The organism is Marinobacterium mangrovicola (assembly GCF_004339595.1).
Classification (GTDB): domain Bacteria; phylum Pseudomonadota; class Gammaproteobacteria; order Pseudomonadales; family Balneatricaceae; genus Marinobacterium_D; species Marinobacterium_D mangrovicola.
In genome coordinates, this window is record NZ_SMFU01000007.1 from 1,039,236 (window position 1) to 1,059,737 (window position 20,502).

General features: G+C 56.5%; 24 protein-coding genes and 3 tRNA genes. 15 read left to right on the forward strand and 12 right to left on the reverse strand.

Annotated features, from left to right (window positions below; all coding sequences use genetic code 11):
- The first annotated feature begins 37 nt into the window (after positions 1 to 37).
- Positions 38 to 1,138, forward strand: a complete 1,101-nt coding sequence (locus CLV83_RS05695) for a malate dehydrogenase (protein ID WP_132288730.1) — start codon at positions 38 to 40, stop codon at positions 1,136 to 1,138.
- Positions 1,139 to 1,199: 61 nt separating this feature from the next.
- Here the strand turns inward: CLV83_RS05695 and CLV83_RS05700 are convergent, their stop codons facing one another.
- The 6 genes from CLV83_RS05700 to CLV83_RS05725 all read right to left on the reverse strand — a co-directional run bounded on the left by CLV83_RS05700 (position 1,200) and on the right by CLV83_RS05725 (position 4,055).
- Entirely contained in the window at positions 1,200 to 1,781 is a 582-nt protein-coding gene (locus CLV83_RS05700; RefSeq protein WP_132288733.1) for a chemotaxis protein CheW, read from the reverse strand.
- A 112-nt stretch (positions 1,782 to 1,893) separates the two neighbouring features.
- Entirely contained in the window at positions 1,894 to 2,229 is a 336-nt protein-coding gene (locus CLV83_RS05705; RefSeq protein WP_132288736.1) for a TusE/DsrC/DsvC family sulfur relay protein, read from the reverse strand.
- Positions 2,229 to 2,507: a sulfurtransferase complex subunit TusB gene (gene tusB, locus CLV83_RS05710; protein WP_132288739.1), complete on the reverse strand. Its 279-nt coding sequence runs from the start codon at positions 2,505 to 2,507 to the stop codon at positions 2,229 to 2,231. The genes CLV83_RS05705 and tusB overlap by 1 nt, the downstream gene beginning before the upstream one ends.
- A 2-nt stretch (positions 2,508 to 2,509) precedes the next feature.
- Positions 2,510 to 2,872: a sulfurtransferase complex subunit TusC gene (tusC, locus tag CLV83_RS05715; protein ID WP_132288742.1), complete on the reverse strand. Its 363-nt coding sequence runs from the start codon at positions 2,870 to 2,872 to the stop codon at positions 2,510 to 2,512.
- Positions 2,869 to 3,267 (reverse strand): sulfurtransferase complex subunit TusD, encoded by a 399-nt coding sequence (tusD, locus tag CLV83_RS05720; RefSeq protein WP_132288745.1) that lies wholly within the window; start codon positions 3,265 to 3,267, stop codon positions 2,869 to 2,871. The genes tusC and tusD overlap by 4 nt, the downstream gene beginning before the upstream one ends.
- A gap of 107 nt (positions 3,268 to 3,374) precedes the next feature.
- Complete coding sequence (locus CLV83_RS05725) at positions 3,375 to 4,055, reverse strand: Bax inhibitor-1/YccA family protein (protein ID WP_132288748.1); 681 nt, start codon at positions 4,053 to 4,055, stop codon at positions 3,375 to 3,377.
- Between the two features lie 144 nt (positions 4,056 to 4,199).
- Between CLV83_RS05725 and CLV83_RS05730 the strand changes: the two genes are divergently transcribed.
- From CLV83_RS05730 to mtnN, 3 genes are all read left to right on the forward strand, one after another.
- Positions 4,200 to 4,287 (forward strand) — tRNA-Ser (locus tag CLV83_RS05730).
- A gap of 212 nt (positions 4,288 to 4,499) precedes the next feature.
- The gene (locus CLV83_RS05735) at positions 4,500 to 5,261 is read left to right on the forward strand and encodes a pseudouridine synthase (RefSeq protein WP_132288751.1); all 762 of its coding nucleotides are present in this window, start codon (positions 4,500 to 4,502) and stop codon (positions 5,259 to 5,261) included.
- 174 nt (positions 5,262 to 5,435) lie between these two features.
- Positions 5,436 to 6,197, forward strand: coding sequence for a 5'-methylthioadenosine/S-adenosylhomocysteine nucleosidase (gene mtnN, locus CLV83_RS05740; RefSeq protein ID WP_132288754.1), 762 nt, complete (start codon positions 5,436 to 5,438; stop codon positions 6,195 to 6,197).
- Between the two features lie 18 nt (positions 6,198 to 6,215).
- Here mtnN and CLV83_RS05745 read toward each other — a convergent pair whose 3' ends face one another.
- On the reverse strand, positions 6,216 to 6,761 hold the full coding sequence (locus tag CLV83_RS05745; protein ID WP_132288757.1) for a TlpA family protein disulfide reductase: 546 nt from the start codon (positions 6,759 to 6,761) through the stop codon (positions 6,216 to 6,218).
- A gap of 131 nt (positions 6,762 to 6,892) precedes the next feature.
- On the opposite strand from CLV83_RS05745, the gene CLV83_RS05750 reads away from it, so the two are divergent.
- Together CLV83_RS05750 and CLV83_RS22575 are read left to right on the forward strand one after the other, a co-directional pair.
- The gene (locus CLV83_RS05750; RefSeq protein ID WP_132288760.1) at positions 6,893 to 7,768 is read left to right on the forward strand and encodes an NAD(P)-dependent oxidoreductase; all 876 of its coding nucleotides are present in this window, start codon (positions 6,893 to 6,895) and stop codon (positions 7,766 to 7,768) included.
- A gap of 133 nt (positions 7,769 to 7,901) precedes the next feature.
- Entirely contained in the window at positions 7,902 to 8,042 is a 141-nt protein-coding gene (locus CLV83_RS22575) for a hypothetical protein (RefSeq protein WP_160115442.1), read from the forward strand.
- 98 nt (positions 8,043 to 8,140) lie between these two features.
- Here the strand turns inward: CLV83_RS22575 and CLV83_RS05755 are convergent, their stop codons facing one another.
- Positions 8,141 to 9,061, reverse strand: a complete 921-nt coding sequence (locus CLV83_RS05755; protein ID WP_132288763.1) for a DMT family transporter — start codon at positions 9,059 to 9,061, stop codon at positions 8,141 to 8,143.
- Between the two features lie 31 nt (positions 9,062 to 9,092).
- On the reverse strand, positions 9,093 to 10,010 hold the full coding sequence (locus tag CLV83_RS05760; protein WP_165900246.1) for a DUF1853 family protein: 918 nt from the start codon (positions 10,008 to 10,010) through the stop codon (positions 9,093 to 9,095).
- A 93-nt stretch (positions 10,011 to 10,103) separates the two neighbouring features.
- Here CLV83_RS05760 and CLV83_RS05765 point away from each other — a divergent pair, with 93 nt between their 5' ends.
- The 7 genes from CLV83_RS05765 (at position 10,104) to CLV83_RS05795 (ending at position 14,166) form a co-directional block, all read left to right on the forward strand.
- Positions 10,104 to 10,436, forward strand: a complete 333-nt coding sequence (locus CLV83_RS05765; RefSeq protein WP_243642285.1) for an excinuclease ABC subunit C — start codon at positions 10,104 to 10,106, stop codon at positions 10,434 to 10,436.
- A 24-nt stretch (positions 10,437 to 10,460) separates the two neighbouring features.
- Positions 10,461 to 12,335 (forward strand): excinuclease ABC subunit UvrC, encoded by a 1,875-nt coding sequence (gene uvrC / locus CLV83_RS05770; protein WP_132288769.1) that lies wholly within the window; start codon positions 10,461 to 10,463, stop codon positions 12,333 to 12,335.
- Between the two features lie 30 nt (positions 12,336 to 12,365).
- Complete coding sequence (pgsA, locus tag CLV83_RS05775) at positions 12,366 to 12,914, forward strand: CDP-diacylglycerol--glycerol-3-phosphate 3-phosphatidyltransferase (RefSeq protein WP_132288772.1); 549 nt, start codon at positions 12,366 to 12,368, stop codon at positions 12,912 to 12,914.
- A 122-nt stretch (positions 12,915 to 13,036) separates the two neighbouring features.
- Positions 13,037 to 13,112 (forward strand) — tRNA-Gly (locus CLV83_RS05780).
- An 18-nt stretch (positions 13,113 to 13,130) separates the two neighbouring features.
- Positions 13,131 to 13,204 (forward strand) — tRNA-Cys (locus CLV83_RS05785).
- Positions 13,205 to 13,447: 243 nt separating this feature from the next.
- Positions 13,448 to 13,639 carry a hypothetical protein gene (locus tag CLV83_RS05790; RefSeq protein WP_132288775.1) on the forward strand — a complete coding sequence of 64 codons (192 nt, stop codon included), beginning with the start codon at positions 13,448 to 13,450 and terminating at the stop codon, positions 13,637 to 13,639.
- 32 nt (positions 13,640 to 13,671) lie between these two features.
- Positions 13,672 to 14,166 (forward strand): hypothetical protein, encoded by a 495-nt coding sequence (locus CLV83_RS05795; protein WP_132288778.1) that lies wholly within the window; start codon positions 13,672 to 13,674, stop codon positions 14,164 to 14,166.
- 185 nt (positions 14,167 to 14,351) lie between these two features.
- Here CLV83_RS05795 and CLV83_RS05800 read toward each other — a convergent pair whose 3' ends face one another.
- The 3 genes from CLV83_RS05800 to CLV83_RS05810 all read right to left on the reverse strand — a co-directional run bounded on the left by CLV83_RS05800 (position 14,352) and on the right by CLV83_RS05810 (position 16,689).
- Positions 14,352 to 15,131 carry an SDR family oxidoreductase gene (locus CLV83_RS05800; RefSeq protein ID WP_132288781.1) on the reverse strand — a complete coding sequence of 260 codons (780 nt, stop codon included), beginning with the start codon at positions 15,129 to 15,131 and terminating at the stop codon, positions 14,352 to 14,354.
- Positions 15,132 to 15,215: 84 nt separating this feature from the next.
- On the reverse strand, positions 15,216 to 15,503 hold the full coding sequence (locus CLV83_RS05805; RefSeq protein WP_132288784.1) for a DUF1330 domain-containing protein: 288 nt from the start codon (positions 15,501 to 15,503) through the stop codon (positions 15,216 to 15,218).
- A gap of 178 nt (positions 15,504 to 15,681) precedes the next feature.
- On the reverse strand, positions 15,682 to 16,689 hold the full coding sequence (locus CLV83_RS05810; RefSeq protein WP_132288787.1) for an AraC family transcriptional regulator: 1,008 nt from the start codon (positions 16,687 to 16,689) through the stop codon (positions 15,682 to 15,684).
- 224 nt (positions 16,690 to 16,913) lie between these two features.
- Here CLV83_RS05810 and CLV83_RS05815 point away from each other — a divergent pair, with 224 nt between their 5' ends.
- Both CLV83_RS05815 and fadB read left to right on the forward strand, forming a co-directional pair.
- Positions 16,914 to 18,098 carry an acetyl-CoA C-acyltransferase family protein gene (locus CLV83_RS05815; protein ID WP_132288790.1) on the forward strand — a complete coding sequence of 395 codons (1,185 nt, stop codon included), beginning with the start codon at positions 16,914 to 16,916 and terminating at the stop codon, positions 18,096 to 18,098.
- A 211-nt stretch (positions 18,099 to 18,309) separates the two neighbouring features.
- Positions 18,310 to 20,451: a fatty acid oxidation complex subunit alpha FadB gene (gene fadB, locus CLV83_RS05820; protein ID WP_132288793.1), complete on the forward strand. Its 2,142-nt coding sequence runs from the start codon at positions 18,310 to 18,312 to the stop codon at positions 20,449 to 20,451.
- Positions 20,452 to 20,502 lie beyond the last annotated feature (51 nt).

The following is a 20,502-nucleotide window of genomic DNA, read 5'->3' on the forward strand; positions in this document are numbered from 1 at the left end:
ATGTAATAACAACGATAAGCTGACAGAGGAAGTGCTCATGAGGAGACCGGTACGTATCGCCGTCACTGGCGCGGCAGGTGCCATCAGTAACAGTCTGCTGTTCAAGGTTGCAAGCGGAGAAATGCTGGGCAAGGATCAACCAGTGATTCTCCAGCTCATCGAAATGCCCGGCCGCATGGAGGCCCTCCGGGGGCTCGCCATGGAACTGGAAGACTGTGCTTACCCGTTACTGCATACCATCACGCTGCACGATAATGTCGAGGATGGTTTCAACAACGTCCATTACGCACTGCTGATCGGTGCGAAACCGCGCGGTGCAGGCATGGAACGCCGCGACCTGCTGGAATCCAATGCCGAGATCTTCACCCGCCAGGGAAAGGCGCTCAACGACTACGCCAACCGCGATGTGAAAGTGCTGGTGGTCGGCAATCCGGCCAATACCAATGCGCTGATCGCCAGCCGTAACGCGCCGAAACTCAGCCCTTCACAGTTCACCGCCTTGACCCGGCTGGACCATAACCGCGCCAAGGGAATTCTGGCCAACCACACCGGCGCCAATCCCCGTAATATTGGCCGTATCGTTATCTGGGGTAACCATTCGCCGTCCCAGTTCCCGGACCTGCATCATGCCACCGTACTTGATGAACCGGTGATGGGACAGATTGACCGCAACTGGTACGAAGAGGTGTTTATACCGAAGATCCAGAACCGCGGTGGCGAGATTATTGCCGCCCGAGGCCTCTCCAGCGCCGCATCAGCCGCCCAGGCGGTGATCGATCATATGCATGACTGGATTCTAGGCACAGAACCCGGCGAGATCGTTAGCATGGGCATTGTCAGTGACGGCAGCTACGGCGTTGAGAAGGGGATTATCTACTCCTTCCCGGTACGCTGTGACTACGGTCGCTACCAGATCGTGAAAGGGCTGGAGATCAGTGACTGGGCCGGTGAGCGGATGAAAGCCACCGAGGCTGAACTGATCGAAGAGCGCGATGCGGTTAAGCATCTGCTACCGGTGGAAACTGAGGAGTCTCATCAGAATCTGTCGATCTGTCTGCGCTCCGGTGTCACGCTCTATGCTGACGGCACAGGGCCGGATGCTTCATCCAAGTACCTGACCACCAATCGGGTGATGTAACGGGCATAAAAAAAGCTCCTGCAGTGGCAGGAGCTTTTTGGTATACGGAAAACCTGGAGGATCAGACAGTGGGCATCGCCGGCACTGCGACCGATTCCTCTTCCTCTGTCGGTGTGATCGAGAGCAGCATTTTGCTCAGATCCAGCAGGATGATCAGCATGTTGCTGTGGTAGCAGACACCCTGAACGAAGCGTTTGCTGGTTTCATCGCCTGATGCGTTGGGCGCTCGTTCAACATCCTTTTGCGGCAGGCTGAGCACCTCGTCAACGCTGTCGACCACAAGACCGATCACTTCTGACTCATTGAACTCTACAACGATCACACGCGTTTCTTCGTCGGGTTCAACCATCGGCAGATGGAACATCTGCCGGGTGTCGATTACCGTAACCACGTTACCGCGCAGGTTAATGATACCAAGCACAGAGGCGTCGGCCCCCGGAACAGGGGTGATAGCGCTAAAGCGGAGCACTTCCTTGACCTGCATGACATCGATACCATAAAGCTCGTTGTCGACGCGGAAGGTGGCCCACTGGTTGTATACGATCTCTTCCTTCTGCGAATTGCGTGAAGTCTGCTGTTCCTGTTTTTTCTGTTCCAGCGCCTTGAGCATCTGTAATTGATCTGCTTCGGCTTGTAGGCTCATATCGAGTACCCTGTCAGTCTTGTTAGTGCCCAAACGATCCAGCGGGATCGAAAACTGTAGTACAAAAGGGACAGCTCAGTATCACATAGAGCCGCCTTCCTTGAAAAGGCCGTTACAGGCAGTTATCCGGCTTCGGCAACCCTGCGAGCAGAGCGCCCAGCTTGGCGGGGCTGCCGGGAAAGAGCTTCATCAGGTAGATGCTCTTCCCCTTATCCTCGCCCAGTTCAAGCTTCACCGCCTTCACCAGCGGACGCATCGCCGGCGAATGCTCAAAGCGGCTGTAAAAATCGCGTAACAGGTAGAGTATCTCCCAATGCGCGTCGGTCAACTCTATCCCTTCCTGAGCCGCGAGATGCTCAGCTACGGCGGGCTGCCACTGGGACAGGTCTTCAAGGTAACCCTCGTCATCCAGGGCTATACTGGCACCGTCGATTTCAAGCTTTTCCATCAGAACCAGCTCACCACCTTGTCATGAGATACAGATAGCTCCACAAAGCCAGCATCGTCAACCTGCTGCTCCAGCGCAATTTCGAGGCCTCTTGCCTGTATATCGGGCGTTAGCGCAAAAAGTTTACCCTCGGCGGGCAATAAGTCGCGAAATGGGGGCTGTAACCAGTAGACGCCATCTTCAATCAATAACAGGCTGTCTTCGGGCGCCATCGCTTCAAGGCAGCTTTCTAAACAGGCTTTATTCGAAGGGGCCTGATTCAATGTATGCAGAATCATAGTCAAAAGCTCATTACGTGTGTGTGCTCTGCCATCAGACGGGCGATCGCTGCAGCGTCAACGCTCTCCACCGGTAGCGAAAGCTGTTCTTCGCTCAAACCGCGGTGAGATAAAGCGCTCTGATCCACACAGAGGCGATCGATATCGTACAACGGCAGTGATTGCTGAATAGCGTTCAGGTTTTTCTGGCCAATTCCCGCAGGCGACTGGTTTTTAAGTAGCTGGTACACCGCATCATCCATAAACAGGAGGGTGACCGGAGCCTCGAACACCGAGCAGGTGAGCGCCGCATCGAGAGCATCGCGGGCCGCGGAGCTGCCGTAGGGCGCACTGCGCATCAAAATCAGGATGCTGGTCTCACTCATGAACGTCCCCCGAAAGTGATGACCCGGTCGGAAACCAGGCACGCCTCGACCAGCTGACCAAGGCCGGATAGCTCGAACTCGGGGGCCAGATTGGCGTTATCCTTGGCATAGCGTTTCGCCTCGTGTTCATTCATAACGCCCCGTCGCACCGCGGCTGCGATACAGACGACCAAATCGAGCTGATGTTCCTTTGCCAGCGCCTGCCACTGGGCAGGGATATTGGCTTCATCCTGGGGCGGAGAGGCCAGGGCGGTGCCGTTATGTATGCCGTCGCGATAGAAAAATACGCGATGGATGCTATGACCGGAGGCAAGCAGCGCACGGGCAAAACGCAGCGCCGTTTCGGCTCCCTGGCTCTGTACCGGTGAGGCCTGCACGACTAGAGAAAAGATCATCGGCTACTCTTTGTGTTTCAACGCAAAAATCAGACATAAAAAAGCCCCGCTATCTTACCAGAGACAGCGGGGCTTTTTCTTTAGCAGCTATCGGTTGTCAGCAGCTATCAGTCGTCGCTGAACGCGCCAACCAGTGCGAGCAGGTGTACGAACAGGTTGTAGATGCTCAGGTACAGGCTGACAGTGGCCATGACGTAGTTGGTGTAGGTACCGTTCACGATGTTGCTGGTGTCGTAAAGGACGAAACCGGCCATCAGCATGACGACCGCCGCGGAGAACGCCAGCTGGATGCCGGAGATGTCTACGCCGAACATCGGCAGGATGAACAGTGCAATCATCGCAACGATCAGCACCATGCTGCCTGCAGCCAGGAAGCCGCCCATGAAGCTGAAGTCCTTACGGCTGGTCAGCGCGTAAGCGGACAGGCCCAGGAAGGTGACAGCAGTCATGCCCAGTGCGGTCATAACGATCTGGCCACCGTTGGACATCGCCAGGTACTGGTTAAGAATCGGGCCAAGGCCGAAACCGAGCAGGCCGGTAAAGGCAAAGGTCAGCGGCAGGGCAGCAGCGCTGTTCTGCTTTTTGTTAAGCACAAACAGCAGCACGAAGCTGAGGATTACGCTACCCAGGTAAGCGAAAAACGGAGGGTTAATCGCCATGGAAATGCCTGCGGTCACGGCGCTGAGAACCAGTGTCATCGACAGCAGCATGTAGGTGTTGCGGATCACCTTGTTGGTGTCGACCGCGGAACTGTGCGCCCGATGTGACAGGGGTTGAACGTTCGCCATAGTTATCCTCACTAAGTTTTAGATAAGTTAGTAATTAAAATTAGTAACTTGGTTACACGCCATAATGGTTTCTTTTACGGGATTTTCAAGTGTTTTGGACCGTTTGACATCGCAAAGATTCCACGTAAACTGCCTATCGACTGCGGAGGGATGGCTGAGCGGTTGAAAGCACCGGTCTTGAAAACCGACGAGTCGAGAGGCTCCCAGGGTTCGAATCCCTGTCCCTCCGCCACTTCCTGCCCCTCTGTATCGACCCTCACATCTGTTTTCACCCGACCGATAGGTCCGTATCCGTGGGCGATTGCGCCTTAACAGCACAAACCGTGCGGAAACTTTTTCGTCACCGGTGAAATACCTTCAGTATCGTGTAAACTACGCCCCCATTCGCGACTACCTGGCTGTCCAGGCAGTCAACCACCGGCCGTCAGATTAGCACGCAGCACCTTGAGCGACCTAAGCCCCGAACCCACCGCTGAACCCCGAATTCTTTACGAAGATGAATGGCTGATTGCCGTCGATAAACCCGCCGGTCTGCTGGTGCATCCGAGCTGGATCGCGCCTGCCAAAACGCCCCACCTGGTGGGTTGGCTGCGCGAGCGCTACCCGGATGAGAAGATCCACACGGTGCATCGGCTCGACCGGGCGACCTCCGGCATCATTCTCTTCGCCAGAAACAAAGAAACCGCACACAAGCTGCAAACGGCTTTTGCCGAACGAGAAGTAGATAAAACCTACCTCTGCGTCGCTCGTGGCTGGATCGAGGAGGCTGGCGAGATCGACTACGCACTGAGCCATATTCACGACCGTATCGCGGATGCCAAGGCCGATCCGGACAAACCTCCTCAGGATGCAATTACGACATACAAACCGCTTGCACGCGTCGAGTTGCCGATTCCGGTAGGCAAATACCCCGTTGCACGCTATTGTCTGGTCGAAGTTCGCCCCAAAACAGGGCGTAAGCATCAGATTCGCCGCCATATGAAACATATATTTCATCCTTTGGTAGGCGATACAAAGCATGGAGAAGGGCGGCACAACCGGCTGTTCCGTGAAGAACTGGGTTTGCATCGACTGCTACTGATGGCTACGGAACTGGAGATGAAACATCCGGAAACTGGTGAAATGCTGAAAATTCAGGCCCCTGTTGCAGATGACGTGGCACGTATTTTCGATAGTTTCGGCTGGCAGGGGCTTTACCCGAATTAAGTCAAAAGCTTGCTGGAATCCCTACTGGAATCAAAGTTGCTTATATTCGTTTCAGCAGGGCAGCGCTTACACAAACTATAAGCAAGATGGGGCCCCAAGGAAGGGGCATTTAAATAGGCGGTCGGTGCCAGGCACTACCACTACACAATTAAAGAGAACAGCGAATCTATTTTTATGACAACTCCCTCCGCACTAGCTGACCTGCTTAAGTCATCCAGTCCACTGCGGGTTGCCATCATTGGCGCAATGGATCAGGAGGTTGAACAACTGAAGGAGGCTTTAACCGGTCGTGAACACCAGGTTATTGCCGGCTTCGACTTCTACACCGGTCAGCTCCACGGTACCGATGTGGTACTGCTCAAGTCAGGCATCGGCAAGGTCAATGCGGCGATCGGCACTGCATTACTGCTGTATCAATTCCAGCCGACCTGCGTAATCAACACCGGTTCCGCCGGTGGTTTCGATGCAGAGCTGGAAGTCGGTGACGTGGTAATCTCCAAGGAAGTACGCCATCACGACGTGGATCTGACTATCTTCGGTTACGAGCACGGCCAGTTGCCAGGTATGCCGCCAGCCTTTGCACCGGACGCACTGTTGGTGGATTTTGCTGAGCAGTGTATCGGTAGTATGAAAGGGATGAAGACGGTCAACGGCCTGATCGCCACCGGCGATACCTTTATGGACAAGGCAGATCGTGTGGCCGCAACGCGAGAGCTGTTCCCGACCATGAAGGCCTGCGAGATGGAAGCGGCGGCGATTGCCCAGGCATGCCACCGTTTCGACACTCCGTTTATTATCATCCGCGCGCTGTCTGATATCGCCGGCAAGGAATCCAACATCTCCTTCAAGGAGTTCCTGGAAACCGCAGCCAGCCACTCAGCCGAGATGGTGATGGCGATTACCGACCGGATCAGTAGCTGGAAAGCCGACCACTGATCCCGGGCGAAGCTGCTATCAGGACGGTAGCAGCTCCTCAATCCGGTTCTGCCAGGCTTCACTGTCCCACTCCTCTTCGCCAGTGATCACCTCGATCAACTCGCCATCGGAAGAGAATAGGTAACTCATTGGCAGACCACGCAGCTTGAACTCCCTGAAGGTTCGACCTTCGGGGTCTAGCAGCAGGGTGAGCTCGAGAGGCTGCTCCAGCTTGTCGAGAAAACCCTGCACATCTTCCGGCTGTTCCCCGGCGCTGATCGCCACTACCGAGAACGGTTTCCCCTCGAACGCGCTTTGCAGGCGGTCCAGTGCCGGCATTTCACGCACGCAGGGAGGGCACCAGGTCGCCCAGAAATTCACCAGCACCACCTCTCCACGGTGTTGTGCAAAGCTGTGGCCGGAACCATCCAGGGCTGAGAACTCCAGTCCGTAAAGTTCAGGCGAATCCTCGGCCGAACTCTCTGCATGGGCGAGCTGCACCATCGGCAGGCTCATTAACATCAGCGTCGCGAACGATCTACCTATCCACTTGCCAACCTGCTTCCTCATTAGCACATTAACCATTCGCGGTACCTCCTCACACGCTGTACGCTAAAAACCGGTAATGGGATTATAACGATTTATCCTGCGGTGTTTTCCGCAGCCAAGCATCTAAAAACAATGAGCCTCTGGGCGAAAAATCCAAGGAGCGCGTAATGGCAAAGGTAGCATTTATCGGTCTGGGCACCATGGGATATCCGATGGCCGGGCATCTGGTTAAAGCGGGGCATGAGGTCTGCGTATACAACCGTACGCTGAGTAAAGCCGAAGCCTGGGTGGCCGAATACGGACACCGACTCGCGGAGACACCCTCCGCCGCCGCAGAAGGCGCCGAGTTCGTCATGACCTGTGTCGGTAACGATAACGACCTGGCGGAAGTGACGCTGGGTGATCAGGGAGTACTCAAAACCCTGGCCAAGGACTGCATTCTCATCGATCACACCACCGCCTCTGCGGCCATCGCCCGTGAGCTGGACGCCGCCTGCAAGGCGCAGGGCGCAGGCTTTCTGGATGCACCGGTCTCCGGTGGTCAAGCGGGGGCAGAGAATGGCGTGCTTGGCGTTATGGTCGGTGGCGATCAGGATACCTTTGCCCGTGGCGAACCGGTCATGCAGGCCTACGGCAAGGCGATCAAACACCTGGGCGAAGCCGGCAACGGTCAGCTTACCAAGATGGTTAACCAGATCTGCATCGCCGGGCTGGTGCAGGGGTTGGCCGAGGCTACCCACTTCCTTAAACAGTCCGGTTTGGATGGCGAGGCGGTGTTCGATGTCATCCAGCACGGTGCCGCAGGCTCCTGGCAGATGACCAACCGTCATCAGACCATGCTGAGCGATAAATTCGATTTTGGCTTTGCCGTGGACTGGATGCGCAAGGACCTGTCCCTGGTACTCGATGAAGCCCGTCGCAACGGCGCCCGTCTGCCGGTTACCGCGCTGGTGGACCAGTTTTACGCCGATGTTCAGACGATGGGAGGAGGCCGCTGGGATACGTCGAGCCTGCTGAAGCGGCTGGAGCCCGGTAACGACTGATTGATGCCGCAACGATGACAGAATAGTACGAGAGTCTATATGGCTTTCGTCGCTGCAATCGTTATAATGCGCAAAATTTCACCAGAGGGCGGCCCACCGCTCCTTAACCATCTCAGTGAGAGGTTCTCGTTCTATGCCTGACATCGATAAGTACACCCTGGTTTCCTTCGCACCGAGCCTGGCCATCGTTGCCGCCATGATCATCGGTACCTTCGTTGCGGTTCGCGCTCTGAAGAAAGTTATCGCGAAGGACGCTGCTAAAGCCGGCGAATAAGCGCCCGCTGTAAAGCACAGCCGAATTCGAGAGGGTCGCTTAAAGCGGCCCTTTTTTGTGGCCGTGTTTTACACCCGTCTTTTACTCCCCGTCTTTTACTACCGCCGTTTGCAGTGGGTGTCTTCCGACCGGCTGTCGGCCCGGGCCAGCAGCAACATACTCACCATCAGCATGGCGGAGGCGAGCAGGTAGCCGGGCTTCCAGTCGGTGATACCAAACAACAGCTCCGCGCAGAGCACCAACAGGGGCGGCACATAACCATAGGCTGCGACCATGCTTGGCGATAACCTCAGTGTCGCCACCTGCAAGATCCAGAAGGTCACCAGCGTCGTGAAGAGCGTGAGATAGGCGAGGGCACTGAGATCGCCAAGGCTCACTGTGGCGAAAAACTCACCGAGTTGCCCCAGCAGCAGATCCGGTAAACCGATCAGCACGCCGCCGGCAAGCAAACCGTAACAGGTGGTCCGGTACGGGTTGGCCGGGATCAATCCATGGTCGGTGGCGTAGCGGGAAAGATTGTTATAACCCGCCGAGAGTATGCAGCCGAACAGAAAAATAGACTCGCCAAAGCCCAGTTCGAAGCCGGAAAGCCCCGCGAAGTCGGCACGGCTGACAATCACCAACGCTGCCGTTGCCGCCAGTAGCAACGTACCCAGGCGTTTAAGCCTGGGTTTTTCTATGCCCACGGTTATCGCGATCAGGTAGGCAAATAGCGGCTGGGTTACAAACAGCGCGGCGAGTGATAACGGAGAGATAAACTGCAGCGCCTTGAACATAATGGAGAAGAACGCCGCCAGCAGCAGCCCGAGAATCGAGTAGATCATCCCGGCAGTGAAACCGGGCCAGCCACGCTCACGCATAAACACCAGCATGATGGCACCTGCGGTGAGGAACCTGAGGCTGACAAGGAAGTTGGTAGAAAGTGCTGGATCAAACAGCGCGGCCACGGGGAAAGAAGAGGCGACCAGAACGGTCCAGAGAAACAGCAGCAGATGCGCGCTGAGCGCCTTACCAACCATCAAACGCTGCTCCTAAATCGGCTACTGCTCTTCATCGGCTGCTGCCGGGCCAGTTGTCGGGGACGACGAAGCCTCGACTGCTCTCTATCCAACGGCCATTCACTCGCTCAAGCGCCACAACCAGATTGCCGCGATGCTGGTCGTGCAGGTGTCCGCGTAGCTCTTCAAGTGTAAACAGGGGATTACCCAAGTAGGATGGCGGTAACAGCCAGTCCGGCTTGCCCGGCAACATGAACCGCTCTCCCTTGTTGGAAAGTAGTTCCAGCTCCGACCAGGTCACCCACCAGCCGCGCAGATGCTCGGGATTCACCCCGGCCGGGGTGGGTGTCTTAGCCTGAAGGGGATGATAAAACAGCCAGCCTTTAACCCAGACCGCAGGAAGAGGTGACTCCTCAATACCCAGTTCCGTCAGCACTTCTTGAGCTTCCGGGCGCTGGCTCAACGGTAGCTGATGGCTCAGCATCCGCTGCCATTTGGTAGCCAGGCAGTCCTTACGTCGGGTGCCGATAAACCCCGCCAGATCGATAGGTTCGGCATCATCGACAGGGTCAAGCAGATAGAGTTTTAGGGCGACCTCAAGGTGTACCCAGCGGCTCCCCAGTTTGAGCAGAAAGTCCATTTCACCCAGGGTGACCTTATCTTTTTTAACCTGGATATTTCTATGAATATCAGAGATTTGGTCGTTGTTTTTAAGGTGGAAGTGTACAATATTCTCGAAGTGCTCCCCCAGCCGCCAGCGCGGCTCGTAACCGGCCAAATCGGCTGATGAGCCGATAGTGCCGGAGCCGAACCTGATCTCGTCGGGACAGCTAAACTCTGAGGGAGCCAGCATCAGTTCCGGAGAAGTGCGCAGCCACTCCAGCTCGGCCAGCACACAATCCTGATCTTCGCCTTTGCGAATGGCAGGGTTACGAAGGGTAGTGCTTTGAATGATAGGGTTGCGATTCACTTCTGCTTTAAGACTCCCTAGACTAATGCACGTGCCAACAGCACGTTTTACGGCACTTCCAGCAATACTTAGGATGACAGACAGAGGCGTCCAATGACAGCGATGACAAAACGCCAGGCACTTCGCCTGAAAACCGAGCAGCAGCAGAACAACCGCCAAAGTAAACGTCATCCACTGCTGTCGGAAACCGACATCAACAACATTCTGGTAAACGGCGCTCAGATCGCGTTTTCCAAGCTCAAGCGCGCCAAAACCTTCGATGCGCGGCTTTATTACTACGCCGAGATCGGTGTTTACCTGGAAGTATCGCTCTCCCGTGGTGCCGGTATCTCCGATTCCACCCGCGATCAACTGCGCGAGATCCATCAGGAAGCGACTCACCTGCACATGGATGCGAACAAAAAGTTCGCCTTGCAGCCGGAATAAGCAGGGGAAGGTTCGGTTTAATACGTGAGCAACAACCAGGAACATTCTAACCAAGGTCAAGCCAGCCCTGAGCAGCCCGGCGGTTTCGACAGCAAAGCGTTTCTCAGCCGTCTGACTACCCGGCCCGGGGTCTACCAGATGTATGCGGCGGATGACTCCATCCTTTATGTCGGTAAAGCGCGTAACCTGAAGAACCGCGTTTCCAGCTACTTTCGCGCCAGCGGGCTGACCACCAAGACCATCGCCCTGGTCAACCGCATCGCCCGTATCGAAGTCACCATCACCAACAGCGAAACCGAGGCACTGCTGCTTGAGCAGAACCTCATAAAGGAACAGCGTCCGCCCTATAACATCCTGCTGCGTGACGATAAGTCCTATCCCTATATTCTGATCACCGATAAAGAAACCTACCCGGCGGTGCGTTTCCATCGTGGCGCCAAAAAGGGTAAGGCGCGTTACTTCGGACCGTTTCCCAGCGGCGCTGCCGTGCGGGAAAGCCTTAACCTGATGCAGAAGGTGTTCCTGATCCGTCAGTGTGATGATAGCTTCTTTCGTAACCGTTCCCGCCCTTGTCTGCAGTACCAGATAAAACGCTGCAGCGGCCCCTGTGTCGATATGATCTCGCCCGAGGATTACCAGCGCGACGTGCGTCATGCCACCATGTTCCTTGAAGGCCGCAACCAGGCGGTAATGGACGAACTGGCGAAGCAGATGGATGACGCCGCGATGAACCTGGAGTTCGAAAAGGCGGCCGAGATTCGTGACCAGATCGGTCGCCTGCGCCAGGTACAGGAACAGCAGTATATCTCGGGTATGAGTGGCGATGCCGATGTGCTCGGTTGCGCCATCCAGGCCGGCGGCACGGTGGTACATGGTCTGTTTGTGCGCCAGGGCCGGGTGATCGGCAGCAAGGTTTACCATCCAAGGGTTTCGGTGGAAGAAGGCCCTGCCGATGTGCTGTCAGCCTTTATCGCGCAGTTCTATCTCGGCGCTGGTCGCGAGATCCCCGACAGCCTGATCCTCAGTTTTGAACTGGAGGATCACGACGCGCTTGAGGCAGCTCTCAGCGCCCAGCGTGGCCGCGCCGTCAATATCACTCACAAGGTGCGTGGCGAACGGGCAGGGTGGCAGCGTCTTGCGCAGACCAATGCCGAACAGCAGTTGGCCAGCCACCTGGCCAGCAAGCAGAGCATCCATGCCCGCTATCTCGCGCTGCAGGATCTGCTGGGACTGGACCACCTGCCGGAGCGGCTGGAGTGCTTCGATATCAGTCACAGCTCCGGTGAGGCTACCGTGGCTTCCTGCGTGGTGTTCGACCGTAACGGCCCGCTCAAATCCGATTACCGCACCTTTAATATCGAAGGGATCACCGGTGGTGACGATTACGCCGCCATGCACCAGGCACTGACCCGTCGCTATACCCGGCTGAAGAAAGGCGAGGGGAAACTGCCTGACCTTCTCGTGATCGATGGCGGTAAAGGGCAGGTAGCTCAGGCGATGGATGTTCTCGCCAGCCTGCAGGTCACCGAAGTGTTGGTAATCGGTATCGCCAAGGGGCCCACGCGAAAAGCGGGCTTCGAGGTGCTGGTCAGCGGCGAAACCGGCGAGGAACAGGTGCTGGAGAGCGATTCCCCCGCGCTGCATCTGCTACAGCATATCCGAGACGAGGCGCACCGATTCGCCATTACCGGCCACCGCGCTCGCCGCGGCAAGGCGCGCAAGCAATCCAAGCTGGAAGGTATCCCGGGTATCGGCCCGAAACGGCGCCGCGAGCTGCTGCGTCACTTCGGCAGCGTGCGGGATATAGAGGGCGCCAGTATTGAAGAAATCGCAAAAGTCTCTACCATTAGCCGAGCGCTGGCGGAGGAAATCTACGCCGCGCTCCATCCCGATCGTTAAGCGTCACAGCACAGGCTTCAGATCCTTCAGATGAAAATACCCAATATTCTTACCCTGCTGAGGATCGTCCTGATTCCGGTATTTGTACTCGTCTATTACCTGCCGTACGGCTGGGCGCCATTGGCATCGGCCCTGATCTTCGGCCTGGCCGCCATCACTGACTGGTTTGACGGCTACCTGGCGCGAAAACTCGATCAGTCTTCCCCCTTTGGAGCCTTCCTGGATCCCGTCGCCGATAAACTGATGGTGGCCGTGGCACTGGGCGTATTGATGGAAACCTTCGCCGAGCCGTGGATGACAGTGCCGGCTATTGTCATCATCGGCCGCGAGATTGTTATCTCTGCACTGCGCGAGTGGATGGCAGAGCTCGGCAAACGTGCCAGCGTTGCCGTGTCGATGATCGGCAAGATCAAAACCACGCTGCAGATGATCTCGATCCTGGTGTTGTTGGCCGTTCCGCCGCTGACAAATCTGTCCTGGATCGGAGTAGGGGCACTCTATGGCGCGGCACTGCTCACACTTTGGTCAATGTTTGTCTATCTCAAAGCCGCCTGGCCGTTCCTGAGCGAAGATATCTAGGTTAATCCCAGTTTTTTCGCTAAATGGTTAATTTTTAAGCAAAAATAATTATTAAAGTGTGTTGACAGCCCGATTCAGAGCTCTATAATACGCACCACTTGTTGAGGCACACGCCGCACAGCGCGGGAATAGCTCAGTTGGTAGAGCACGACCTTGCCAAGGTCGGGGTCGCGAGTTCGAGTCTCGTTTCCCGCTCCAACAAGTAAACAAAGAAAGGGCTGGATGGCAGAGTGGTCATGCAGCGGACTGCAACTCCGTGTACGCCGGTTCGATTCCGACTCCAGCCTCCATTCTTTGAACTCCTTATTTTTCCCCTCAGGAAATCAGCACTTAGAGAGACCATCTAAGTCGCTTCTGAAAATCCCATATACTTTCCCGATCATACAGCCTCTCGAGCCGTTATACGTTGTACAACCCGTGTTGTACAATTAGTGCACAAATCCCTATAATTCCTGTGTTGTTTATAGCTACAGAAGCTAACTAGTTTTCTGCAAGCAACAAATATATACCCACCCTCCATTAGGGAGTCAGCCATGAGTCGTGGATTCGATTTCGCCAAAAATAGTGAACAGCTGGCGCAGCGAGCTCGCTCATGTGGCGAAGAAAACGTCAGTCGGATTACTTCTGGCAAAGGCACTCGGGAAGAGCGGCTGGCACGCCTCGAAAAACGTCATCAAGATCTGAAAGCGGCTCTGGAACGCGAGGATGCAGTCATAACGCTCTAAACCTTGAGTAGAGGTTCGCGAATGGATTCCGCATGCCCACTGCTGTATATCTTCACCACGATTTCGAGCTAGGCTCTCGCAACGACAACGAGCTTTGCGACTATCGTTATCTAACCTATCAAGAACGCACTCTATTCCACGAATTCATAATCGATGTGGAGGATGGAGCTGAACTGCTAGGACGAAATAAAAGCTCTTGTACCAACAGCCAGGGCGACGAATTGCATAGCCGCCAGGCGAATTTCTACCGTTCGCATAGGCTATGGCATTACCATATCGGGCCCTATTCAAATAAAAATGCAGTAAAAAAGACGATTAGATCAACCAACCTGCAAGGTGCCAGATCAGCTGCTGTTATTCACTATCGGTGGTTTGGTCCGCTAGATACGAGCTCTATCGTTATTCTCGGATTTTCGAGAGACCACAATCCGTTTCCCGCCTTACAGGAGTCTGAAGACTTCAAAGGCCGGCTTGGCTTTATATTCAGATCTAAACTGAAGCGGCTATTTGATCCCGATGATGCTTAACTTGTCATGCGTATCCACGATCAACGTTTTCCCATCATTGACTGACACCTGAGTTCAGTCTTACGTCCGCTCCCGTACCGACATTGGATTGAGCCCCCACTACTTATCGAGCTTCCCCGGTAAATTGCTCACTTTCCAGTGAAAAAAAGCCCCAACCAACTGCCGTTAATCGGGACTTGTTCCTTCTACAGCGTTCCGGGATAAGCCCCACCATCCAGTAACAGATTTTGGCCGGTGATAAAGCCCGCCTGGCTGCCGCAGAGAAAAGCGCAGTAGGCGCCGAACTCAACCGGATCGCCAAAGCGTTCTGCCGGGCTGGCTTTCATCTGCTCTTCACGTACCTGCTCGGCGCTTACACCCAGTTTTTTCGCGTAGGAATCCAGCGTTGAGGTCAGGCGGTCGGTTTCGAAAGAACCCGGCAGCAGATTATTAATGGTTACGTTGTGGGCCGCGGTTTGTCGCGCGAGTCCGGCGACGAAACCGGTGAGGCCACTGCGGGCGCCATTGGAGAGGCCAAGTATAGGGATTGGCGCTTTCACCGCGGAAGAGGTGATATTGATGATGCGGCCGAAGTGACGCTCTTGCATGCCATCGATAACCGATTTCATCAGGAAGATCGGTGTCAGCATGTTGGCATCCAGGGCCGAATACCAGTCCTGTTCGTCCCACTCGCGAAAATCTCCCGGCGGCGGACCACCGGCGTTGGTGACGAGGATGTCGGGATGGGGGCAGGCGGAGAGCACATGATCGCGTCCTGCCTCGGTGGTGATATCGGCGGCCACGGCGGTGACGCTGACGCCGGTCAGACTGCGGATCTCTGCTGCGGCCTCATTCAGCGCATCGGCGCTGCGCGCGTTGATGACCAGGTCAACGCCTTCTTGGGCCAGCGCCAGGGCACAGGCTTTACCCAGTCCCTTGGAAGCACCACAGACGATCGCCTTTCGGCCTTTAAGATTAAGGTTCAAGGTAGGTTGTTCCTTTTCTTATTGTGTTCGAAAAGCGTCCACCAAGATCTTTGCCAGCGGACGCAGCGGGAGCGAGTTCTGTGCTCAGGTGCCTTCCACCGAAACCACACGGGCCGAGCTGCACTCATCGCGAATGGTTTTCAGCCCCTGGTAAGTGTCGCTGTAGTAGAAGCCTTCCAGGTTCTCCATGGACGGGAACTCAAACAAAACGATCCGACGCGGCTCCCATTCACCCTCGTAAACCTTGTGGGCGCCGCCACGGGATAGGTACTTACCACCGAACGATTCAACCACCGGCTTAACCTGGCTCATAAAGTCCTGGTAGCGCTGAAGGTCGTAGATATCTACATCGAAAATCGCATATGCACTCATTATTGTTTTCCTCTGCTGGGCATATCACTGTCTTCATATGGCGTGCGTATCCGGCACACCGAGTCCTGCCTCAGCGTAAGAAATTCCAGGGTGAGCAGTTTGACCGAAGATGAAACGGGGTTGATATCTTGTGACGCGAAAGCAGCTGCCTTCGAATAGAGAAGGGGCAAAAGCCTTTTTAAGACTCCTGCCGGTACAGGCTGGGGGAAACGCCGGTCCACTGCTTGAAGGCCCGGGTAAAGGCGGTGGGCTCAGAGAACCCAAGTTCGCGGGCGATCTGTGCGATGGTCAGTGTTGGCTGACTAAGATAGTGGATCGCGGCATCGCGCCGTACCGAATCCTTCAGCTCCTGAAAGCTGGTGCCCTCGCTACTCAGCTTGCGGCGCAGGTTGCGTGAGGTCATATGCGCTTCCTCCGCCACCTGTTCGATACCGGTCTGCGCCAAGTCCGGGGCCTGTTCCAGATAATTCAGCACCCGCCGCGTATACACCGGGTAGTAGGCCTGGCGTTTGAACCACTCCAGCGGCAGGGTACGCAGATAGCCGCCCAGCGTGCTGGTGGTCTGCACCACTGGTTCATCCAATAGCTTTTTGCTGAATGAAAAGCTGCAGATCGGCTGGTCGTATTCGACCCGGCCCGGAAACATCAGCCGGTGTTCTTCGCTGTGTTCGGGTTTGGGAAAGTCGAAGGTGACCTGTTCCAACGTGATTCTCTGGCCGATCAGCCAGCTGGGGAAGCGGTGCAGCAGCAACAGCAGAAACTCGCGCAGGGTGTGGTCCGGGTCGTTGTCCGCATCCGTCAGTTTCAGGGTGAGAGTGGCAAGTTCTCCCTCAACACTGAAATTCAGCTCAAAGGCATCGGCAATCAGGTTGTAGTACTGAGCAAAGCGATGATAGACCGAGCGCAGCTTGCGGCAGTGCACCAGGTGTTTGGCCATCAGCGCAAACACTCCCTGGCGCGATGGACGGCTGCCCATGCAGATCAGCTCATCGTCCGCGGCTTTCCATACCTCCTGGGTCAGTCGGCTCAGCTGCTCCGGGGTAATCCTCAACCCCGGTTGCTTCAACAACTGCTCGTTCAAACCGGCATTGTGCAACAGCTGCCGGGTATCCAGCCCCTTGCCCTCGGCGGCGGCGATCAGGGTGATCGCAAAGTGTATGGAGACGGAGTGCTGCTCGTTCTTCATGTCCGTTTTCGCTCAACCAAACCGGTGATTAACGCTTATACCGCGACCAATTATAGATTAAATGTCCGAATATGTTAGATATCGGGCTGTATCCGTCATTGTTGGAACCCACCCAGAACCGGAAACTAAGCCTAAACCGATGAACCCAGAATCCTGGGCTAACAATAATCACCCTGCGACCGGAAAGGTTCGGCACCGCAGGCAGGAAGAAAAGGGTGGGTCCCATGCAGAAACGTGAAGTAGTAGTCGTAAGTGGTGTTCGTACAGCGATCGGTGGTTACGGTGGCAGCCTGAAAGGTTTTGCGCCGCATACCCTGGCCAGCATGGTTGCCGACGAGGCGATCAAGCGCGCCGGCATCTCACCTGAGCAGATCGGCCACAGTGTATTCGGTCATGTGCTGCCGACAGAACCCCGCGACGCCTACCTGGCACGCGTTGCCGCCGTGAATGCGGGCGCTCCCGAAACCACTCCGGCCATGGCGGTTAACCGTCTTTGCGGTAGCGGTCTGCAGGCGATCCTGACCGCCGCGCAGCAGATCGAATTGGGTATCACCGATGCAGTTATCGCCGGTGGCGCCGAGTCCATGAGCCGCGCACCTTACCAGCTTCCGAATGCACGCTTCGGCCAGCGCATGGGCGATGGCGTCATGGTTGACCCGGTGGTCGGCGCGCTGCACTGCCCGTTCAACAACATCCATATGGGTGTCACCGCGGAAAACGTCGCCGAGAAGTACGGCATCACCCGCGAGCAGCAGGATGAATTGGCGACCCTGAGCCACAACCGCGCCCAGAACGCCATCGAGCAGGGCTACTTCAAGGACCAGATCCTGCCGATCGAAATCAAGGGACGCAAAGGCGCGACCCAGTTCGATACCGACGAGCACGTGCGCTTCAACTGCACCCAGGAAGATCTCGCCTCCCTGAAGCCGGTATTCAAGAAAGACGGCACCGTCACCGCCGGCAACGCCTCAGGCATGAACGACGCCGCCGCTGCCATCGTGATGATGGACCGCGAAGCCGCCGAAGCCCAGGGCGTTAAAGTGATGGCGCGCCTGGTGGATTACTCCGTAGTCGGCGTTGATCCGAAGATCATGGGTATCGGCCCGGTTCCGGCGATCACCGAAGTGCTGGAGCGCAACAACCTGGGCGTTACCGATATCGACGTTTACGAAGTCAACGAAGCCTTCGCGTCCCAGGCCCTGGCGGTGTGCCAGCAGCTGGACCTGCCGCGTGACCGCGTCAACCCCAACGGCAGCGGTATCTCCCTGGGTCACCCGATCGGCGCCACCGGTGTCGCGATCACTATCAAGGCGTTGTACGAGCTGGAGCGTGTAAACGGCCGTTACGCCATGGTCAGCCTCTGCATCGGCGGTGGTCAGGGTATCGCAGCGCTGTTTGAGCGCGCCTGATCAGCCCCTACCAAGAGAAACGCATTAGCAAGTTTGTACACCGGGAACCTCGTTTGATGCCCATTAGGCCAGGGACGGCTCTTTTTAAATGGCTCATTTTCCCGGCAATAACGATTTTGATTGTCTGCACACCAAGAGTTAGCTCCATCCGACTGCACTAACAGCAAGTGCGCCGAGTGTTCTACCGCAGGCATGACTGAGGAATAACAATATGTATAACGGTCAGGCTGTAACGCTTAAATCTATTGAAAATGGGCTGGTTGAGCTGGTTCTCAATGCACAGGGTGCGCCGGTCAACACCCTGAACTCCCTCGCCATGCGCGAGCTGGGCGAAGCGGTAGAGATCATCGCCGCAGACTCTTCCATCAAGGGTTCGGCCATCAAAGGCCTGCTGATCAGCAGCGCCAAGCCGGCCTTTATTGTCGGCGCTGATATCACCGAATTCATGAGCATGTTCGGGCTGCCCGATGCCGAGCTGGAGCAGCGCCTGGCAGAGAGCCACGCACTGTTCTCTCGTATCGAATCCCTGCCGTTCCCGACCCTGACCGCCGTTAACGGCATGGCCCTGGGTGGCGGTTTTGAACTGGCACTGAGCACCGATTTCCGTGTACTCACCAAGGATGCCCGCGTCGGCCTGCCGGAAGTGAACCTCGGGATCTACCCTGGCTGGGGCGGCACCGTACGCCTGAGCCGTATGATCGATACCGCCAGCGCCATGCAGTGGATGCTGACCGGCAAGCCGCAGAAAGCCGCTGTCGCACTGGAACTGGGTGTTGCTGATCGTCTGGCGGAAGAGGGCGAGCTGCGCACCGTAGCGCTCGAACTGCTGCAGGCAGCGGTGAATGGCGAAGTGGATTTCCACGCCAACCGCCAGCGTAAGCAGCAGCCGATTCAGAACAGCGCCGAAGTGAAGGCGATGGCCGCGGAGATGGCGAAGAAGCTGGATCCGAACTATCCGGCGCCGATTCAGATCCTGGAGATCGTCGCCACCCATGCGTCTCTGCCGTTCGACGAAGCACTGAAAGTTGAAACCGAGGGCTTCACCACTCTGGCAAAGTCCGACGCGGCGAAAAGCCTGATCGGCCTGTTCCTGAACGATCAGCTGCTGAAAAAGAAAGCGCGCAACTGGAGCAAGCAGGCAGCACCGGTTAAGCAGAGCGCCGTTCTGGGCGCCGGCATCATGGGGGGCGGCGTGGCTTATCAGTCCGCGTCCACTGGTACTCCGATTCTGATGAAGGATATCCGCGACGAAGCGCTGGAGCTGGGTATCAGCACTGCTTCCGGCCTGTTGGACAAGCAGATCGAGAAGGGCCGTCTCACCGAAGAAGCTAAACAGGCGGTGCTTGGCGGCATTCAGCCGACGCTGAGCTACGACGACTTCAGCAACGTGGATATCGTGGTGGAAGCGGTGGTGGAAAATCCGGCGATCAAAGCCAGCGTACTGGCGGAGGTGGAAAAAGCGGTGCCTGCGACCGCGGTTCTGGCTTCCAACACCTCGACCATTTCCATCAACCAGTTGGCCGAGAGTGTCTCCCGCCCCGAGCAGTTCTGCGGCATGCACTTTTTTAACCCGGTGCATCTGATGCCGCTGGTAGAGGTGATCCGCGGCAGCCAGACCAGCGATGAAACCATCGCCCGCACCGTGGCTTATGCCAGCGCCATGGGTAAAACGCCCATCGTGGTTAACGACTGCCCTGGCTTCCTCGTTAACCGCATCCTGTTCCCTTACTTCAACGCCTTTAACCGCCTGCTGCTGGACGGTGTCGACTTCGAGCGCATCGACCGCGTCATGGAAGGTTTCGGCTGGCCCATGGGCCCGGCTTACCTGGCAGACGTAGTCGGCATCGACACCCTGGTACACGCCGATCACGTGATGCAGGAAGGCTTCCCTGTACGCATGGGCCACGACGGCGATGTGATCGCGGCGGCACTGCTGGATGCAAAGCACCTGGGTCAGAAAAACGGCAAGGGCTTCTACGAGTACGGCAAAGATGAGAACGGCCGTCGCTTCAAGAAGGCCTCCGAGAAGGCGCAGCAGCTGATCGAAGATCGCCGCAGCGCCCAGCTGGAGCTGACCGATCAGCAGATCATCGACCGCATGATGATCCCCATGTGTCTGGAAGCCGCACTCTGCCTGGAAGACGGCATCGTCGAAACACCGGCCGAGGCGGACATGGGTCTGATTCTGGGCCTGGGCTTCCCGCGCTTCCGTGGCGGCGCACTGCGCTACATCGACACCCTGGGCCTGGAAGAGTTTGCCCGCCGTGCGGAAGAACACCAGTCACGCGGCGCGCTTTACCAGCTTACCGAAGGCTTCAAAGCACGTCTGGCCGAAGGCCGCTCTTACTACTGAAAACTGATGAACAAGAGCTCCAGCCAGAGCGCTGGAGCCGAGGAGAATAAG

Coding starts and splice junctions, on each gene's coding strand:
- CLV83_RS05695 (WP_132288730.1), top strand. CDS start 38: ATGAGGAGACCGGTACGTATCGCCGTCACTGGCGCGGCAGGTGCCATC.
- CLV83_RS05700 (WP_132288733.1), bottom strand. CDS start 1,781: ATGAGCCTACAAGCCGAAGCAGATCAATTACAGATGCTCAAGGCGCTG.
- CLV83_RS05705 (WP_132288736.1), bottom strand. CDS start 2,229: ATGGAAAAGCTTGAAATCGACGGTGCCAGTATAGCCCTGGATGACGAG.
- tusB (WP_132288739.1), bottom strand. CDS start 2,507: ATGATTCTGCATACATTGAATCAGGCCCCTTCGAATAAAGCCTGTTTA.
- tusC (WP_132288742.1), bottom strand. CDS start 2,872: ATGAGTGAGACCAGCATCCTGATTTTGATGCGCAGTGCGCCCTACGGC.
- tusD (WP_132288745.1), bottom strand. CDS start 3,267: ATGATCTTTTCTCTAGTCGTGCAGGCCTCACCGGTACAGAGCCAGGGA.
- CLV83_RS05725 (WP_132288748.1), bottom strand. CDS start 4,055: ATGGCGAACGTTCAACCCCTGTCACATCGGGCGCACAGTTCCGCGGTC.
- mtnN (WP_132288754.1), top strand. CDS start 5,436: ATGACAACTCCCTCCGCACTAGCTGACCTGCTTAAGTCATCCAGTCCA.
- CLV83_RS05745 (WP_132288757.1), bottom strand. CDS start 6,761: ATGGTTAATGTGCTAATGAGGAAGCAGGTTGGCAAGTGGATAGGTAGA.
- CLV83_RS05750 (WP_132288760.1), top strand. CDS start 6,893: ATGGCAAAGGTAGCATTTATCGGTCTGGGCACCATGGGATATCCGATG.
- CLV83_RS22575 (WP_160115442.1), top strand. CDS start 7,902: ATGCCTGACATCGATAAGTACACCCTGGTTTCCTTCGCACCGAGCCTG.
- CLV83_RS05755 (WP_132288763.1), bottom strand. CDS start 9,061: ATGGTTGGTAAGGCGCTCAGCGCGCATCTGCTGCTGTTTCTCTGGACC.
- CLV83_RS05765 (WP_243642285.1), top strand. CDS start 10,104: ATGACAGCGATGACAAAACGCCAGGCACTTCGCCTGAAAACCGAGCAG.
- pgsA (WP_132288772.1), top strand. CDS start 12,366: ATGAAAATACCCAATATTCTTACCCTGCTGAGGATCGTCCTGATTCCG.
- CLV83_RS05790 (WP_132288775.1), top strand. CDS start 13,448: ATGAGTCGTGGATTCGATTTCGCCAAAAATAGTGAACAGCTGGCGCAG.
- CLV83_RS05795 (WP_132288778.1), top strand. CDS start 13,672: ATGCCCACTGCTGTATATCTTCACCACGATTTCGAGCTAGGCTCTCGC.
- CLV83_RS05805 (WP_132288784.1), bottom strand. CDS start 15,503: ATGAGTGCATATGCGATTTTCGATGTAGATATCTACGACCTTCAGCGC.
- CLV83_RS05810 (WP_132288787.1), bottom strand. CDS start 16,689: ATGAAGAACGAGCAGCACTCCGTCTCCATACACTTTGCGATCACCCTG.
- CLV83_RS05815 (WP_132288790.1), top strand. CDS start 16,914: ATGCAGAAACGTGAAGTAGTAGTCGTAAGTGGTGTTCGTACAGCGATC.
- fadB (WP_132288793.1), top strand. CDS start 18,310: ATGTATAACGGTCAGGCTGTAACGCTTAAATCTATTGAAAATGGGCTG.